This window comes from Leptotrichia sp. oral taxon 417 (assembly GCF_013394865.1).
GTDB classification, from domain to species: domain Bacteria; phylum Fusobacteriota; class Fusobacteriia; order Fusobacteriales; family Leptotrichiaceae; genus Leptotrichia; species Leptotrichia wadei_A.
In genome coordinates this window covers 190,127-207,830 of record NZ_JABXYV010000001.1, presented here as the reverse complement: position 1 = coordinate 207,830, position 17,704 = coordinate 190,127, and the positions used below count along the sequence as shown (strand labels likewise).

The 17,704-nt window shown below is 24.9% G+C and carries 17 protein-coding genes; all 17 read right to left on the bottom strand.

The annotated features are described in order from the left end of the window. Positions 1–47: 47 nt before the first annotated feature. A complete protein-coding gene (locus HW276_RS11920) occupies positions 48–668 on the bottom strand; it encodes a DapH/DapD/GlmU-related protein (RefSeq protein ID WP_178937078.1) in 621 nt (206 codons plus the stop codon). 32 nt (positions 669–700) lie between these two features. Further along, a complete protein-coding gene (locus HW276_RS01015) occupies positions 701–1,822 on the bottom strand; it encodes a glycosyltransferase family 1 protein (RefSeq protein WP_178937077.1) in 1,122 nt (373 codons plus the stop codon). Positions 1,823–1,864: 42 nt separating this feature from the next. Further along, complete coding sequence (locus HW276_RS01010) at positions 1,865–2,914, bottom strand: glycosyltransferase family 4 protein (protein ID WP_178937076.1); 1,050 nt, start codon at positions 2,912–2,914, stop codon at positions 1,865–1,867. Positions 2,915–2,974: 60 nt separating this feature from the next. Next, complete coding sequence (locus HW276_RS01005; RefSeq protein WP_178937075.1) at positions 2,975–4,093, bottom strand: glycosyltransferase; 1,119 nt, start codon at positions 4,091–4,093, stop codon at positions 2,975–2,977. A 37-nt stretch (positions 4,094–4,130) separates the two neighbouring features. Beyond that, on the bottom strand, positions 4,131–4,592 hold the full coding sequence (locus HW276_RS01000) for a hypothetical protein (protein WP_178937074.1): 462 nt from the start codon (positions 4,590–4,592) through the stop codon (positions 4,131–4,133). Between the two features lie 51 nt (positions 4,593–4,643). Continuing rightward, the gene (locus HW276_RS00995) at positions 4,644–6,020 is read right to left on the bottom strand and encodes a hypothetical protein (protein WP_178937073.1); all 1,377 of its coding nucleotides are present in this window, start codon (positions 6,018–6,020) and stop codon (positions 4,644–4,646) included. Between the two features lie 111 nt (positions 6,021–6,131). Beyond that, positions 6,132–6,557 (bottom strand): GtrA family protein, encoded by a 426-nt coding sequence (locus HW276_RS00990; RefSeq protein ID WP_178937072.1) that lies wholly within the window; start codon positions 6,555–6,557, stop codon positions 6,132–6,134. Further along, complete coding sequence (locus HW276_RS00985) at positions 6,554–7,501, bottom strand: glycosyltransferase family 2 protein (RefSeq protein WP_178937071.1); 948 nt, start codon at positions 7,499–7,501, stop codon at positions 6,554–6,556. The genes HW276_RS00990 and HW276_RS00985 overlap by 4 nt, the downstream gene beginning before the upstream one ends. 13 nt (positions 7,502–7,514) lie before the next feature. Beyond that, positions 7,515–8,450, bottom strand: coding sequence for a transketolase family protein (locus tag HW276_RS00980; protein ID WP_178937070.1), 936 nt, complete (start codon positions 8,448–8,450; stop codon positions 7,515–7,517). Continuing rightward, on the bottom strand, positions 8,447–9,253 hold the full coding sequence (locus tag HW276_RS00975) for a transketolase (RefSeq protein WP_178937069.1): 807 nt from the start codon (positions 9,251–9,253) through the stop codon (positions 8,447–8,449). The genes HW276_RS00980 and HW276_RS00975 overlap by 4 nt, the downstream gene beginning before the upstream one ends. Position 9,254: 1 nt before the next feature. Continuing rightward, entirely contained in the window at positions 9,255–10,205 is a 951-nt protein-coding gene (locus HW276_RS00970) for an NAD(P)-dependent oxidoreductase (RefSeq protein WP_178937068.1), read from the bottom strand. 1 nt (position 10,206) lies between these two features. Continuing rightward, a complete protein-coding gene (gene rfbG, locus HW276_RS00965) occupies positions 10,207–11,277 on the bottom strand; it encodes a CDP-glucose 4,6-dehydratase (RefSeq protein WP_178937067.1) in 1,071 nt (356 codons plus the stop codon). A 15-nt stretch (positions 11,278–11,292) separates the two neighbouring features. Then, the gene (rfbF, locus tag HW276_RS00960; RefSeq protein WP_178937066.1) at positions 11,293–12,069 is read right to left on the bottom strand and encodes a glucose-1-phosphate cytidylyltransferase; all 777 of its coding nucleotides are present in this window, start codon (positions 12,067–12,069) and stop codon (positions 11,293–11,295) included. Positions 12,070–12,088: 19 nt separating this feature from the next. Next, positions 12,089–14,245: a hypothetical protein gene (locus tag HW276_RS00955; protein ID WP_178937065.1), complete on the bottom strand. Its 2,157-nt coding sequence runs from the start codon at positions 14,243–14,245 to the stop codon at positions 12,089–12,091. Positions 14,246–14,262: 17 nt separating this feature from the next. Next, positions 14,263–15,441: a glycosyltransferase family 4 protein gene (locus HW276_RS00950; protein WP_178937064.1), complete on the bottom strand. Its 1,179-nt coding sequence runs from the start codon at positions 15,439–15,441 to the stop codon at positions 14,263–14,265. A gap of 1 nt (position 15,442) precedes the next feature. Then, entirely contained in the window at positions 15,443–16,516 is a 1,074-nt protein-coding gene (locus tag HW276_RS00945; protein WP_218974985.1) for a glycosyltransferase, read from the bottom strand. Further along, positions 16,503–17,699, bottom strand: a complete 1,197-nt coding sequence (locus HW276_RS00940) for a glycosyltransferase family 4 protein (RefSeq protein ID WP_178937063.1) — start codon at positions 17,697–17,699, stop codon at positions 16,503–16,505. The genes HW276_RS00945 and HW276_RS00940 overlap by 14 nt, the downstream gene beginning before the upstream one ends. Between the last annotated feature and the right edge of the window lie 5 nt (positions 17,700–17,704).

Here is a 17,704-nt window from a genome sequence, read left to right as displayed (position 1 = left end):
TATAACATCTTAAGTTTAATCAAACAATTTAAATATTTTCAAAATTTTTATATTTTTTCCCATTTTTTAGTTTCAAAATTGTATTTTTTTATTACTTTTGCTGGATTTCCAACAGCAATGCAGTTTTCTGGAATATTTTTAGAAACAACAGAATTTGCTCCAATTATAGAATTTTTTCCAATTACTGTTCCTGGCAATACAGATACATTTTCTCCAAGCCATACATTTTCACAAATTTTTACTGGTTTTGTAAAAATTCTTCTTTCCTTTGCAATTTCTTCAGGATTAGAATGTTCAAAGTCTTTTGAAAATGAATAATTTCCATGATTTAAGTCAGAAATATAAACTTTGCTTGCTATCAGTACATTGTCTCCTATAATTAATGAATTTGCACATGACAAATGGACATAATCGTTAATTTGAACATTATTTCCTATTATTAATTGAGGTGTATTTTTATTTTTTATACTTTTAGCATTATGTGAATCTTGAAAATTATATGCTTCAATTCTGCAGCCAGTTCCAGTTGTAAAATTTTCTCCAAATTTTATATACTTTTTTCCTCTTATATCAAAAGGAAATCGAATTAACCTAGCTTTTGGAAAAAATATTTTTGTTTTAATAAAATTAATTCCCAATTTCCACAATTCATAAAATGATTTTTCCATATTTTACCTTTCCATATTTTATTTTAAGTCTACTATATTTCCTCATAAATCTTTTCAAGCATTTCTACAGATTTTTTCCACTCAAATTTTTTTGCCTGTTCCAATCCTTTTTGCACCATTTCTTTTTTTAGTTCATCATCTGATAAAATTTTTTTATATGCTTCAAAAATTTCATTTTCATTAAAAGGATCTACCAATATTCCAGCATTTCCTGCTACTTCAGGCATTGAAGAAATATTTGATGTGATTACCGGTGTTTTTGATGCCATAGCCTCTAATATCGGCATTCCAAAACCTTCATATAAAGATGGAAAAACAAAAATCTGTGCAAGCTTATAAATAGGAACCTTATCTTCTTCATCAATATATCCAGTAATTATAATATCCGTTCCCATTGATTCAATCAGTTTCATAATATTATCATATTTCCAGCCTTTTCTTCCCACAATCACAAGTTTTAAATCATCATTAATTTCCTTTTTATATTTTTTAAATGCTTTCACAATTCTTTCAATATTTTTTCGGGGTTCAATTGTTCCCAAATATAAAATATAATTTTTTGGCAAATTATACTTCTTTCTAATATTTTCAAGTTCAGATTTAGAATATTTGTAAGAATATTTTTGTAAATCAATTCCAGGAGTTACAATTTTTATCTTTTTTTCATCTATATTAAAATGTTTAATAATATCAGCTTTAGCACTTTCAGAAATAGTTATAATTAAATCAGATCTTTCAGCAGCATATTTATATTCGCTAATAGTTTTCATACCACCCATAGTTTCAGGTGCAGAAAAAAATACAGTATCGTAAATTGTAACAATTACTTTTCCTTTTATATTTTTAGGAATTATAAAATTAAAAAAATGATATATATCAGATTTTGTATTCATCAAAAAATTATGGCTTATTTTTAATTTTTGAGTTAAAATGCTATAAATTCTATATGAAATAAATTTATTTTGCTTTATTTTTATATCATAATTAATTTGTTCCTTGACATTATGCCTATTCATAAAATTTATAAATTCACCAGTATAATCATTCTTATTATTTTGAACCAATCCTTTTACAATATTAAAAATATACCAGCCAACTCCTGTTTTAGGTCCTACAGCCCACTGAATTTCAAGTGAAATTTTTTTTCTTTCCATATTTATATAACTCCTTTTTTATAATTCCATATTTAAATTACTTTACTTTAAAGTATGATTGTACAATTTAAAATATTTATCTCTTATCACATCATTTCCAAAATTACTATAATAGTATTCTTCAAAATTATAACTTTTATTCTTTTTTAAATAATTTAAAATTTTATTTTCTAAATTTATAACATCATTCTCTACTAAAAATTCCTTATTAATAATAACTTCAGGAATTGCCGATACATTTGAAGCAAAGACAGGCTTATCATGCAAATATCCTTCAATAATAGGAAGTCCAAAACCTTCCCCATATTTTGCCAAAACTGTAACAATATCACAGTCTTTATAATATTGTCTTATTTTTTCATCTTCTAAAAATCCCATTAATTCAATATTATCTAATTTTTTATTTTTTATTTCATCTCTATATTTTTCAATCAAAGGTCCTTTTCCAGAAACCTTTATTTCAAAATCTTTATTTCTTTGGGCAAGTTCAATAAGTAATTCTAAATTTACTCTTTCTTCAATACTTCTTACTGTAAATATTTTTACTTTTTTAGAATCCCAGTTCTCTTTTTCAAATTTTACTTTTACTTTTTCAAGTGGAGTAGTGTTATAAATAATAATAAAGTTATCTTTATTATAAAGTGATTCTTCTTTTGTAAATTTCGATATAAAATGCACTAATTTACTTTTTTTATAGACTGCTTTTTCAATAAATTTAAAAATATTTTTAAATCTATGATTGGTTTGGGATGATAAATAAAAAAGCCCATCATGAACAGTAAATATATCTGTTTTTTTCAAAAGAAAAAAACTCATCAAATAATTATGAGAATGAATAACACATTCAGCATTTCTACACAATTTATTTAAAAATGTATTTAATTTAAAAAATCTAAATAAATCATGCATTATTGATATACATTTTATATCATTCCACAAAAATTCCTCATCTTTTTCACCAAAAAATAAATAATATTTTTTTACATTTTCTGGCAATGCCATAGATTGAGATAATATAACATTTTCTACTCCACGTTTATATATAAGTGGATTATTAAATCCAAAATATATAACAATTTTATCTTTTCCCATACTCTTTTTTAAACTTCTTTCTATATTTTATAAAAAATTATTTGTGATAATTTAAATAAATTATCTATTATCCAAAAGTAAAATATCAAATAATTCCTTCCAATTTTTACAAAATGGTTTTTCAATATTTTTTTCAAAATTTCCATCAAATTCTATATTTTTCATATTTTCATCATCATTTATCAACATTTCCATCTTTTCAGCTAATTTTTCAGCATTATCAGGCCCAAAAAACATCACTTTTTCATAAGTTCCCAGTGTTTCATGCGCATATTCCAAATCTGCCAAAATTATATTTTTACCAAATGCCTTCGCTTCTGAAATAGGCAATCCCCAAGTTTCTAGTTTAGAAGGGAATATCACTGTTTCTATTTTACTATAATATTTCATCAAATTTTCTCTTGTTTGTAATCCAATAAATTCAATACATTTTAAACAGCCATATTTTTCAACAATTTCCTTTGAATAAATATTTTCACTTCCATCTATTGTCAAATATACCTTAAAATTTTCAATATTTTTATTTTCTAATATTTCAACAGCTTTACAAATGACTTCAAAATTTTTAAAAATTCTAGGAAATGAAGGATATAAAAAACTATTTTTCTTAATTTTTATATTTTGATTTATTTTTAAATCCTTTAAATTAACTTCAGGATGTGCAACAATAATATTTTTTACTTTAAAAACTTTTTTAAATCTCTCCCTTATCCAATCCTGTTGCACAATAATATAATTATTCTTTTTTATATTTATTTTATAAAGATATTTATAGAATTTTGAAAAAAGAAACAATTTAAACGATTTTTTTCTTTCTTCTTTTGTCATTTTATAAAACATCATTGGATTATGACAATACACAACTCTTTTATCAGCTATTATATTAGGTGTCATATCGTGCAATGAAAACCATAAATACGGTTTTATTTTTTTTGATAACTTTTTAAAAAAAATATATTCATAGTATAGTCTTTTTAAATAACTTTTTTTAGAATCATTAAATTCAATAAATTCTATTTTTTCTTTATATTCTAAAAATAAGCTTTTATCATGAACTAAAGCTATTATTCTGTATTCTTCAAGAAAATTTTCCTGAAGATATTTTAAGCATTCTTTGTAGATTGTTAAAGGTCCGCCTTCACTGAAATTGATAGCGGATATTATTATTATTTTTTTCATTTTTTATATTCTTTCTTTATAATAAAATGTATGTATACTACTTCTTACTTTCAATTTCTATATTTTTTATAGAAAATCCCATTATTCGTTCATCAGAATTAATTTTTTCTTCTTTAGGAGAAGTTGCATTAGGAATAAAAATTTCAATATAAATTTTCCTGTCTTCTGGAATATTGAAACTTTTTGTTTTAATATTTAAATCTCTTCCTTCTATGATATCATTATAAATATTTTCATTATTAGCATATATACTTATTTTTTGTTTATTTTTCCAAATATCATAAATACCAAGTTTAAGAATTCCTCTACGATACTTACCTTCTAATTTCATTACAATTAATACACGTTTGCCATTTGTAATTGTAACTTCATTAGATGTATCTCCTTTTCCTGTCACTACATATTTTTCAATTTCCTTAATATTTCTTTTAGAAAATTCTAAATCTCTTTTCCAATCAATATTTACACCTTTATCCAAATAAATTTTTGTATTATTCAAAGGTAATAAATTAGAATCCACTTCTCTCAAAACAAATATTCCACGATTATTTTATAATAATTTGTATTCCACTCTATAAATTTTTCCTTTTATGTTAAAATCATGAAAATACTCATCAAAAAAAGAAATCTTTATATTTTTTCTATCTGAATTTATATACTCATCTTCTGATATTACATGTATTTTCCTATGTGCAAATTTAGAATACATCGATGTTAAATAAGTATGTGTTATTTCTTTTGTTGAGTCAATAATAATATCATTATCAGTAATATCACTTAGGATGTTATTTTTTACACTTCTTTTTATTAAATCTCTTATAGCAGTATTTCTATAATATTTCTCTATTGTAACTCGAGCGTTAATACTGTTTAATGTTCCTGATATCAACATTATTGGTAAAATGACTATTAATACTATTTTTTTATTGTTACATAATTGAATTATTACAGAAAGAAGAATTGCCATTCCAAATGAACTTATTAAAAAAGTAAAGTAACCTATTCCTAAAGAAATCTCTCCTTGGTGAGCTTGTGACAATGATGTTAAAGCTGCTGGAGCGAAAGTTAAATAAGCACCAAAAATAGTTAGAAATATTAAATTTCTTTTTTGGTTCTTTTTATTATCTAATGAACTATGATAAATAATATGTCCTGTAACCAGACACCAAAAGAAAATTATTAATGATTCCCACCATGAAATCTGAAAAATAAAAAGTCCTTTTTCTTTAGTTTCAACAAAATATCTTATTATTGGAAAACTTCCAGTAAGTTGTGAAAAAAAAGTTTTCAATACAATTATAAAATTAAGATTAACTTTAGTATGTGAAATTCTCTCAACCATAAATAAACGTAAAAATATATTAACTGTAGTTATACTAATAAATACAAAATATATAGGCCAAATTGAATTACTCTTATTAAAGTAAAAATAAATTAAAACAAATAAAAATATGAATGTAAAACTAATTTCATATGTACATAACGCAAAAGCATATAAGAGAGAAGCTATAACAATTTTCCAAATTTTACCTTCTTCCATGTATGATATTGTTAAATAGAGTGCTAATAAACATTCTGCAAACATAATTTGTATTAACATATGTTGAGAATACAATGGCGGTATATAAGTTGCACTTAAAGTACAGAAAAGAGGAAAAATAATTAAACTTATAATTGCTGTTTTTTCATCTAAAATTTTTTTTATAATTTTATAAATTAACAATGCATCAATTACTGTTGTTAATAAAATTATTATTTTATAGATCAAACGTGATTGTATAAAATCAAAAAAATAATAACTATAAAAAGCAAAAGGATAAAAACGACCTAATTTCATCCATTTTTTTATAATATATATTGTAAATCCAAAAAGACTATAAAAATATTTTATTCCGCTGACATTTATATTAGCGACATCATCACTCATATACCCACTCGAACAAATATAAGGGACTAAACACAATATAAAAGTACAAACAGATATAACTAATAATTTCCTGTTTGTTATCTTATTTAAATTAAATTTCATATCTGAAAACTACCTTTCCTCATTATATGCTTTTTTTATTTTTTTAAATACCCAATACTTGTTCAATAAATAATTAATTGGAGTAGTTATAACTACATTTATAATTGGAGCAATTTTATCTGATATATTGAAAACTTCAATCCAAATATACAATAAAATAGCACTTAATAACCAGGTACTTAAATAAGATAAATAAAATTTTACAATAGATGATAAATTTTTTTTTGAATTTTTAAATACCCATACTCTATTCCAAATATAACCATTCAAACTTCCTGTTATAAATCCTCCAATGTTCGCTATCTGATAATTAATAGAAAAAAATACTAACAGATAATAAGTAACAAGAGAAATAAATAAATTTCCAAAACCAACTATTGCAAACTTTATAAATTTTTCATATTTATAGAATAATTTTTTTATTAAATTTATCATTTTATTCCCTCATCAAAATTAATTCTTTCTTCTTCAACAACTAATGGTCTTTTTAAAACTTTTGTATTTATATTCATAATATATTCCCCTAAAATACCTATGAAAAATAATTGTAAACTTCCTAAAAAGAACATTCCTATTAAAATTGGTGCTGTTCCTGCCGGATACGAATCCCAATATATTAGTTTTAAAATTAAATATATTATAGATAAAAAGAAACTAATAACACCAACAAAAAAACCTATAAATGTGGCTAATCTTAATATTATTTTTGTATAAGATGTTATTCCTAACATTCCTACATCGTATAATGAAAAGAAATTATTTTTTGTTTTTCCAAATTTTCTTTGTTGCTGTTCATAAGGTATTTCTTTTCTTGTAAACCCTAATTCAGCAACAATTCCTCTTAAATAGGGTGTTGGATCATCCAATCTTCTTAACACATCAATAAATTTTTTATCATATAGTCCAAAACCTGTAAAATGTTCTATATGTTTTATATCAGCCATTTTATCAATCATTTTGTAATACATTGTCCTAGCCAGATACATAAATTTACTTTCTTTACTTTTATTTTTTATTCCTATAACAATCTTATAACCATTTTCCCATTCTTTTACAAAATTTAAAATCATTCTAGGTGGATCTTGAAAATCAGCACACATTAAAATTACAGCATCACCAGTTATTTGAGTTATTCCGTAAAAGGGAGAATTTAATTGGCCAAAATTTTTAGCATTTAAAATTCCTTTTACATTTTTATTTAGTGCACACAATTTCCTTATTTCATCTCTTGTTCCATCAGTTGAATAATTATCGATAACTATTATTTCATAATTATAATTTGACAATTCTTTTTCTAATATTTCTGTTAATTCTGAAACTAAAAGAGCTATATTATCAATTTCATTGTATGTAGGAATTACAATACTTATTTTTTTCATAGTAAACTCCTTTTTATTTCAATATTTCTTTTATTTTATTTATTACGCTATCTTTATCTATTCCAAAATATTTTCTTATATTATTTTGATCTCCCACATGATGTGAAAATTTATCATTAATTGCAATAGGTAAAACTTTTTCTATTGAATAATCATTTATAACACCTTTTCCATATTCTTCCATAATTGCTCCATATAATCCACCTATAATATTATGTTCTTCCATTGTTACAATATATTTATAATTTTTAAATATTTTATCTAAAGTTTCTTTATCCATAGGTTTTATAGTATGAAAACTATAAAGAGAATTTTTTATTCCTAAATTATCCAATTCATTAGATACTTCCACAGCTTGATTTAACATATTGCTTGTTGCTATTATTGCAATATTTCCTGATTTTTTCATACAGATTGCTTTTCCTATTTCAAAATCTTCATCTTTTAAATTTTTATGTAAAAAAGGATCTTTATTTTTAGATAATCTTATATACGTAGGTTTTTTATTTAAATATGATTTATCAACTGCATTTTTAGCTTCATACGGATCTCCAGGAGCAATAATTTCTATATTAGGAAGTCCTCTCATTAAATTTATATCTTCCGTAGCATGATGAGTTGCTCCCAAATGTCCGTACGATACTCCTCCGCCAGAACCTATAAATTTAACATCTAATTCATGATAACAAACATCCACTCTTACTTGTTCATAGCTTCTCATTATTAAAAAAGGAATTATTGAATAAACATATGGCTTTTTCCCGCGTAGAGCAAGTCCAGCAGCCATACCTACCATATTTTGTTCTGCTATTCCAGCATTATAATATCTATCAGGAAACTTTTCTTTAAATTTTTCAAACATTGAGAAACCCATATCCCCAGTTATTAATACAATTCTTTCATCTTTTTCTGCCAATTTCATTAATTCGTTTACAAAAGTTGTTCTCATTTTATTTCTTCCTCCAATTCCTTCAATCCAGCTTTTAATTCTTCTAAATTAGGAGATTTATAATGCCATTCTAACTTGTCTTCCATAAATGAAACTCCCTTACCTTTTATAGTTTTAGCTAATACTACAATAGGTCTATCACTTTTATATTTATATGCTTTTTCAATTTCTTCAAAGTTATGACCATTTATTTCAATTACTTCAAATTCAAGAGCTTTCCACATATTTTTATTTTTTTCAAATTTAAATATATCTTCTGTTCTATCATATCCTTGTAATCCATTACAATCAATAAAAATAAAAATATTTTTTAAATTCTCCTTAGAAATAAACGTTGCTGCTTCCCAAACACTACCTTCATCAATTTCTCCATCTCCCATTATAACAACTATTCTATTATTGACTTTATCTATTTTCATTGCTAAAGCCATCCCTGTAGCAACCGACAATCCATGTCCTAATGACCCTGTACTCAAGTCTAAAGAATTTGAAACCGTCATATCAATATGTCCTGGCAATTCCCCGTCATTACAGTAATATTTTTCCAGTTTTTCTTCTTCTAAGAAACCTCTTAATGATAAAGTTGTATAAATAGCGGCACTTGCATGCCCTTTACTCAAAATTAATCTATCTCTATTATTATCATCTAAATTTTCTTTTGTAATATTCAAACCTTTAAAATAAGAATAGACTAAAATATCAAGTACAGAAAATGCTGCTCCTATATGAGAACTTTTTGAACGATATTTCATATTCATTATTTTTTTTCTGGCTTCATTTGAAATAATTTTTAAATCTTTCATTTTAATTCTCCTCCTTATACAAATTTATATTTTTTGTAAACCATTGTGAAGCTTTTTCTAATCCTTTTTCTAATAATAAAGGCTCCCAACCATAATCATTTCTAAATAAACTATTATTTCCAACCCATACTTTAGTATCAAAACTTCTACCCGCTAAAGTTGAGAAATTTAATTTTTTTTCTGAATTTAGTATTATTTTTATTTTTTCTGCCATTTCTTTGACACTTGTTTGTTTATTTGAGCATATATTATATATTTTCCCCTTTAATTTTTGAGGATTATCTAAAATTATTTTATAAGCATTAACTACATCCTTAACATAAACGAAATCTCTAACAGCTTCAGGATTTCCTAATTTAACATCTTTCTGATTTATTAAATCAGTAAATAATGTTGTCACTAGTCTTCCTTTTTCTTCATAATCTCCATAAATAGAAAAAAGTCTTAATGTTCCTATATTTTTATTTTCTGTTTTAGCTATATAATTACAATACATTGTTGAAGCTACTTTTGCTACACCATACACTGTATTTGGTTCACATATATCAGTTTCTTTCATAGGTTCTTTTTTTTCTCCATATTCTGATGAACTACCTGTATTAATAAAGCAATCATAATCCACTTCTTTTAAAGCATCTAATAAATTTATTGTTCCTGTAAAATTTGTATCTATTATTTTTTTATCATCCTTTTGAAAAGGATAACCTCCATATATTGCTAGATGGCAAATTTTCTTAGGATTTATTTCTTTCACAACTTCGAATAATTTTTCTCTATCTAAAATATCTACTTTATGATCTATAATTTTAGAGTAAATATCTTTCAATCTCCATAAGTTACTACTTTTACGTGTTAATATATGTATTTCATATTTATTCTCTTTTAAAAGACCTCTAACCAAATTTGCACCAACAAATCCTGCCGCTCCAGTTATCAAAACTTTCTCTTTCATCTTATTCTCCTATAAATTCTTTTATTTGTTTCACACACAATTTATAAACATTTTCATTACTATACTCTTTATACCACTCCACTGTTTTCTCTATAGCCTTATCAATATCCCATCTAGGTTTCCACCCTAAATTAAATCGTGCCTTTGTAATATCCAAAGCTAATAGTTTCGCTTCATGAAGTTCACCTTTTTTAGATTTATCTTCTAATCTCCCTGAACCATAATATTTTATTATTTTCTCTCCAATTTCCCAAACAGGAACAATTGAATCAAGATTTGGACCAAAATTCCAACCTTCACAATATTTAGATGGGGCTTCATACATTTTTTGCCCTAACAACAAATATCCACTCAAAGGCTCTAAAACATGTTCCCAAGGTCTTATAGCCTTTGGGTTTCTTATGCTTATTGCTTCCCCTTTTTCCAAAGCTCTTATACAATCAGGAATTATCCTATCTAATGACCAATCGCCACCACCTATAACATTACCTGCTCTTACACTAGCTATACTTTTTTTATGTTTTTCATAATCTTTAGAATTAAAAAATGAATTTCTCCAAGAACTTATTGCAATTTCTGCTGCACCTTTGGAAGAAGAATATGGATCATACCCTCCAAATGCTTCATTTTCTCTATATCCCCAAATTTGTTCTTTATTTTCATAACACTTATCAGTTGTTATCATTATTCCCACTTTAGTTTCAGGTGTTTTTCTTATACATTCCATAACATTAATTGTTCCCATTACATTTACTTCATAAGTTTCAACTGGCTGATCATAAGATAACCTAACTAAAGGCTGTGCTGCAAGGTGAAAAACAAAATCTGGCTTATATTGCTCAAAAACTTTTTCTAAATGTTCTTTATCTCTAACATCACCACGAATATCCGTTATTTTATTTTCCAATTTTGTAAGTACAAAATTATCTTTTTCAGTATAAGGATCAAGTGCATAACCAATTACATTTGCTCCCAATTCTCTTAACCAAATAGACAACCAAGAACCTTTAAAACCTGTATGCCCTGTAACTAATACTGTTTTATTTTTATAAACATTATTAAAGTATTCCATCACTCTTCTCCTTTCTTATTCCCATACTTTCCAAGGAGCTTTATTATTTTCCCACATTGAATTTAATTCTCTGTTATCTCTTAGAATATCCATAGGTTTCCAAAATCCTGTATGTTTGAATGCTCTCATTTTCCCATCTTTTGCTAAATTTTCCAATGGTTCTTTTTCAAATACAGTTTCATCTCCATGAGTAATATAGTCAAATACTTCTGGTTCACACACAAAATATCCAGCATTTATCCACATATTATCTCCAGCAGGTTTTTCTGTAAAACTGTTCACATTACTATCTTCAGATATATTTAGCGAACCGAATTTCCCTTGTGGCTGATATGCTGTAACTGTCAATTTCCCACCTTTTTTTTTATGAAATTCAACAAGTTCTTTTATATTAACATCTGCCACTCCATCACCATAAGTAAGTAAAAATGTTTCATTACCAATATACTCTTGTATTCTTTTTACTCTTCCACCTGTCAAAGTACTTGCTCCTGTATCAACCAATGTCACTTTCCAATCTTCACTATCAGATTTATGTACCTCAACTTCATTATTTTTTAAATTTACTGTAATATCACTCATACGTGAAAAATAATTTAAAAAATATTCTTTTATTACATTTCCTTTATATCCACAACAAATTACAAATTCATTAAATCCATAATGTGAATAAATTTTCATAATATGCCACAACATTGGTTTCCCACCAACTTCTACCATTGGTTTTGGAATCGCATGAGTTGCTTCACTTAATCTTGTTCCTAATCCCCCAGCCAATATAACTACCTTCATTATTTGCCTCCTATAATTATTATTCATTTATTTTCAAATTTTCAAATCTTAAATACATTTTTCTATTATCACCAGGTGCATTTATTTTTGGAGCATTTGTAGTAAATTTTATGATATTTTTTCCTATAGATAATTTATAATTTAACTTTAACTTAGTTCCTTTATCATTAATTATTATTTTTTGTTTTTTTCCATTATAATCAATCAATAGTTCAGAATCTTGAGGATACCCGGAAAACATATCTGCTTCTAAAGAAAATTCTGAATTTGGATTCTGATTTGAAATTATAAATTCAAAATCTTTTTCAGTCCATCTCCATTTTTTATCCTTTTCAATTTCTAACGAATAAATACCTTGCTCAGATATTATTAACAGATTCTTGTTTCTTTCCTTAATAAGTTGCTCGGAAGTATAATGACTCTTTATCATATTACTATAATTTCTTAAATCAAAAAATACTAATTTTTTATCATCACTTATACAAGGATTTACTCCTGTAATTTGTTTAATTTTATTTTCAATATTAATATATTCATTATTTTTATACATTGAACGATCTAAATAAATTCCATTAAAACCTACTATGGAAATTTTTTTTAATAATTGTTCTATTTGAAGATTAGCTACATCTCTATTCCACATATCTGATTTTCTACCTCTATATCCTCCAAAACTCCATTTTAAATTTTTAGAATGAAAATATCCTTTAAATAATTGATAATCTTGTGGACCAAGACCCCCTTCTGGAAATTTATGATAAGGAAATTGATACACCATTCCTTCCTTTCCGAGTGTTTTCTCTATATTCTGAACAAATTTCTTATCACTATTAAATTCTTTAATGTACGTTTTTCTTGAATCTTTATATGTTATATTATTTGGAATTTGCTCTAAAATTGTTAAACCAAATATAATTATTATAATAATTGTAAATATTTTTTTATAAAAATTATTATTTATATTTTTATAAAAGTTATTTAATAAAATACAAACTGTTAAAATTCCAAAAAAAGCAATAAAAACCGAAATTCTATTGTATGCTCTTATTTGTGGAGAAACTATTATGGCAAATAATAGTCCAAATCCTGATGAAGTTCCCAACAATATTGCTGATATATTAAGATTTTTTAATAAATTTATCTTCATATTATATTTAGTGTTTTTTTTAAACAATATTAACAATAAATATAGTATCCCCACTATTCCTATTATTCCTAAATATTCAACTCCTGTACCTTCTCCTCTTGGTAAATATTGCAAATAATCTTCTAATGATGATTTCAGTTTATGAAATCCTATCATTTGTTGATATTTAGATGAAATAAACAGTCTTGCTATTGTTAAAGAATACATATCTGCTTCTTTAGCAAATCTGATCGGAGCTTCTAAATTCTTTTCATTAGTTATCTTGTGTATAAATCCTGGAATATAAACTAAGATAATAGAAAATAATATAATCGCATAATAGTACATAATTTCATAAAAACTATTTAATTTATTTCTGTTTTTAAAATCTATTTTTGTAATAAAAGAAATAAATAAAAAAAAGCAGAAGAAAAAAGTGTAGTATATACCGCTAATTGAAATTAAAAATAAAAATAACACTATATAAATATTCTTTTTGTTTTTTGTAAATTCTTTAAATTTAAATTCTTTAGTATTTATTTGAAAATTATATAAAAATAAAAACATTAATGGTATAAAAAAATAACAAGATAAATAAAAATGCGCTGCACCTCTAAAAAATCTATACGGTAAAAATGTAAAACATAGAGAGCCTAAAAAAGATATTAATTTATTAATTTTTAATTTTCTCATAGTGTAATAACTTGTTACTGAAGTTAATGGAAAAATTCCAATATAAAATATATTTATTGCTTTTCCCCAACTTTTACAGAAACATAATATTATTTTAAATACAAATAAAAATAAACTATCAAAATAAAACGGATAATCGTATAAATCTGCTCCAAAAGGTGTTCCTACATTAGGGTTTTTAAACCACCATCCAAAATCTTGGATATTTTTAACATTATATGATAAATACCATCCATCTCCAATGTAAGCTGGAGGGATTTCAAATTTCATATAATTTATTTTGAGAATTATTCCTGTTAATATTAAAGTTAAAATAAATACAATAATTAATTCTTTTAATATTTTTTCTCTTTTCAAAATTTTATACCTCTTTTCTAAATCATAATCAGATTTTCAATATTTTTTTTTAATTTTTCAATGATAACATCCCACTTATAATTCACATCTACATATTTTCTCCCATTTTCTCCCATTCTCTCAGCAATTTTAGAATTTCTAATCAAATAGTCCAATGTTTCTATAAATTCCCATTTATTCTCATAATACAACCCACCATTACTTAAAATAGCATGTTGTTTCAAAACTTCACATTTTCCATTCAATAAAACAGGAACTTTTAAATACATTGCTTCTAAAGTAGATAATGATAAACTCTCAAATTTTGAAGGTAATATCAATAATTTGGATTTCCTGATTAAATTGACCTTTTCATCTTCAGATACGAACCCTAAAGTAACTATATCTTTATTTCCAGGTATTTCCATAGCACTTTTTCCAGCTAATACTAATTTCAAATTACTATTGTATATTTTTTTATATTCTAAAAAATATTCAAACATCTCTTTACAGCCTTTAGATTCATCAATTCTACCTATATAAACAACATAGTCATCTTTTATATCAAAAGTTTTTTCTAAATCAATATCTTGTGCATTTTCATTAATATCTACACCTAAACCAACTATATCACTTTCTATATAATCATTTTTAAATCTTTTATTTACAAAATCTCTTTCTGTTGTAGTTGAATACAATATTGCTTTTGGTAAATTGAAAGTTTCATTAAAAATACTGTAGTATATTGGTGGTTCATCATGAGCCGTAGGAATTAATATGCTTTTTTCTGGTGCAACTTTTAATCCAAAATAAGTTGTATAATACAAATATGTAAGGAAAATAATGACATCATAGTCATCTTTATGATCTTCAAGATATTTTATCAATTCTGATGAATGAGGACCTTGAGCTTCTTGCCATTCTATTCCTAAATTTATATTATCTTTTTCATTATTTAATTTTGCAGATATTTTATTAAATTTTTTTTGATTCCTTTCAAAATCAACTTTTTTTCTTATAACTTTAACACCATTTATATGTTCTATTCCTTCTTTATACTCGTTTTTCCATGTGACATAATCTATTGCACAAGTTGTTAAAACTGATACATCATATTCATCTTTAAGTCTTTCAGCTAATTGTCGGCAATGCAGTTCTGCTCCACCATTAACTTCCAAACCATATCTCTGAACAACAAATAAAATCTTTTTTTTCATACTATCCACCTATTCGCTTAATAAATCCCAATAATTGTTTTTCAACTTTTTCCAATTGAAAATCCTCAAGCCTTTTATTTTGATTCTTGATTATTTCTTTTTTAACATTTTCATCTGAAAGAATATAATTCATTAATTCTGATATTAAGAAATAATCTTTTTTATTTACAATTACTCCACTATTTCCCAAAGTATCTTTTATAGCACTACTATTATAAGCCAAAATCGGAACTTCAAAAAACATGCTTTCAACTAACGGTACACAAAATCCTTCATGCTCACTCATACACAAAAATAAATCTGCTACTTTATAAAAAGCTAAAATTTCTTCAAATTTTATATGTCCTGGAAACACAACATCATTTTCCAATCCCAATTCTTTCACTAATTTTTTTAATAAATCTGAATAATTCTCAAATCCATTATCATTTCCAACCAAAATTAATCTAGAATCTTTATTGACATATTTTTTATAATAGTAAAATGACTTTACTACATCTTCTTGTGCTTTATTAGGAGCAATTCTTCCTACAAATAATATATTTTTCTTTCTGTCTGAATATTTTTTTATAACTTTCTTATCAGGCTCTTTTTTGTAATCTTCAAATGGAACTAATATAGGTAATGTGGTTGTATTTTTATATTTTAGTTCATCAAGTTCACTTTTATTGTAATCAGAAACAGCTAAACTATAATCAAAATATCTGCTTGCATGTTCCAGTCCTTTTCTTCCATATTCTACTAAGTTATACAAATATTTATTATACTTTTCTAAATACTTTCCTGGAGTAATATTGTGGTATCTCATAACTTTTTTACATTTATATCTTTCTAATAAAAAGCTCAAATCTGTCCCAGTAGATTTATGATAAATCAAAATATCATTCTTATTTACTTTTTTTAATTTACTTATTTTAAAAACTTTACCTCTTAATTTTTTATCTATATTTTCAGCATAAATTTCCGTTTTATATCCATTCTTTCTTAAAAATTTATCAATATTTATCGCATCATTACTAACAGCATCTCCATAACTAATTGTTGGTAAAACTTGTATTATCTTAATCTTTCTCACCTACTAACTCTTTAAAGAAATCAATATATTTTTTTGTAACAATTTCTCTATCAAAATTTTTAAAGACATATTCTTTTCCATTTTGTCCCATTTTATTTGCTATATTTGGATTATTAATATAAAATTTCAAGATTTCTTCAAATTCAAAATAATTGTTAAAATATAATCCTCCATTTGACTCTATTGCAAAATTTTTAGTTACTTCACATTTATCATTTACGATAACTGGTGTTCCAACAGCCCAAGATTCCATAATTACTATTGAAAAACTTTCATTTATAGAAGGTTGTATCAGGGTTAAAGAATTTGCGTATGCTCTATATTTATCGTCTATGCTTACAAATCCTAAGTCATGAACATTTTCTTTTATATTTTTAGGTATCTGTATTTCTCCGCCTCCTATTAGTACTAAATCTAAATCAATAGAAGCATTCTTTTCTTTAAAAATACTAAAATATTTTAATAAAAGATGAACATTTTTACCTTCATCTTTTCTTCCAGCATATAGAATATATGGATTTTTTAAATTATACTTTTCTTTAACCCCCTCTAATTTGTCTGGTATATTAAAATCTAATCCTTCTCCTAAGACAGGTGTTTTAACATTTTCCATACCATAAAGTCTTTTAGCTAATTCTTGTTCAGGTTTAGCATGAAATATAGAAGCTGATGAAATATTAAAAATTTCTTTTATTGTTTCCATATAGGCATATGATTCATCATGTAGACAAGGTATTATTACAGCCTTTTTTTTTGATTTCTTTACTCCATAATATGTTGTTCCAAACATATAAGGAATGAAACAAAATAATGAATAATCATCCATGTTTTTTTCAATATAATTTTCTAAATCAACACTTCTAACCATCTCTTCAAAAAATTTTTGTTCTTCTTCTGTCGTTATTTTTTGATTATTCATTAATTTAAAATTAATTTTATCAAATTTTTTTGTATCTCTTTTTCTTACTTTAAATCGTTTTATCTTTATTCTATCTTCTACATAATCTCCAGGTTCATAATAATTTTTATTCCAATCAGACACAAACTTTTCAACACAAGTTGTCAACACTTCTAATTCAATTCTATTCTTTTGTAAATCTTTAATCAAACCCCTTAATTCCGTTTCAGCTCCACCTGGTATCTTATCCCCATACCATGGAACTACAAATGCTATTTTTTTCATCTTAA

Coding starts and splice junctions, on each gene's coding strand:
- HW276_RS00950 (WP_178937064.1), bottom strand. CDS start 15,441: ATGAAAAAAAAGATTTTATTTGTTGTTCAGAGATATGGTTTGGAAGTT.
- HW276_RS00970 (WP_178937068.1), bottom strand. CDS start 10,205: ATGAAAGAGAAAGTTTTGATAACTGGAGCGGCAGGATTTGTTGGTGCA.
- HW276_RS01010 (WP_178937076.1), bottom strand. CDS start 2,914: ATGGGAAAAGATAAAATTGTTATATATTTTGGATTTAATAATCCACTT.
- HW276_RS01005 (WP_178937075.1), bottom strand. CDS start 4,093: ATGAAAAAAATAATAATAATATCCGCTATCAATTTCAGTGAAGGCGGA.
- HW276_RS00990 (WP_178937072.1), bottom strand. CDS start 6,557: ATGATAAATTTAATAAAAAAATTATTCTATAAATATGAAAAATTTATA.
- HW276_RS01015 (WP_178937077.1), bottom strand. CDS start 1,822: ATGGAAAGAAAAAAAATTTCACTTGAAATTCAGTGGGCTGTAGGACCT.
- rfbF (WP_178937066.1), bottom strand. CDS start 12,069: ATGAAGGTAGTTATATTGGCTGGGGGATTAGGAACAAGATTAAGTGAA.
- HW276_RS00980 (WP_178937070.1), bottom strand. CDS start 8,450: ATGAGAACAACTTTTGTAAACGAATTAATGAAATTGGCAGAAAAAGAT.
- HW276_RS11920 (WP_178937078.1), bottom strand. CDS start 668: ATGGAAAAATCATTTTATGAATTGTGGAAATTGGGAATTAATTTTATT.
- HW276_RS00975 (WP_178937069.1), bottom strand. CDS start 9,253: ATGAAAGATTTAAAAATTATTTCAAATGAAGCCAGAAAAAAAATAATG.
- rfbG (WP_178937067.1), bottom strand. CDS start 11,277: ATGGAATACTTTAATAATGTTTATAAAAATAAAACAGTATTAGTTACA.
- HW276_RS00995 (WP_178937073.1), bottom strand. CDS start 6,020: ATGAGTGATGATGTCGCTAATATAAATGTCAGCGGAATAAAATATTTT.
- HW276_RS00985 (WP_178937071.1), bottom strand. CDS start 7,501: ATGAAAAAAATAAGTATTGTAATTCCTACATACAATGAAATTGATAAT.
- HW276_RS00940 (WP_178937063.1), bottom strand. CDS start 17,699: ATGAAAAAAATAGCATTTGTAGTTCCATGGTATGGGGATAAGATACCA.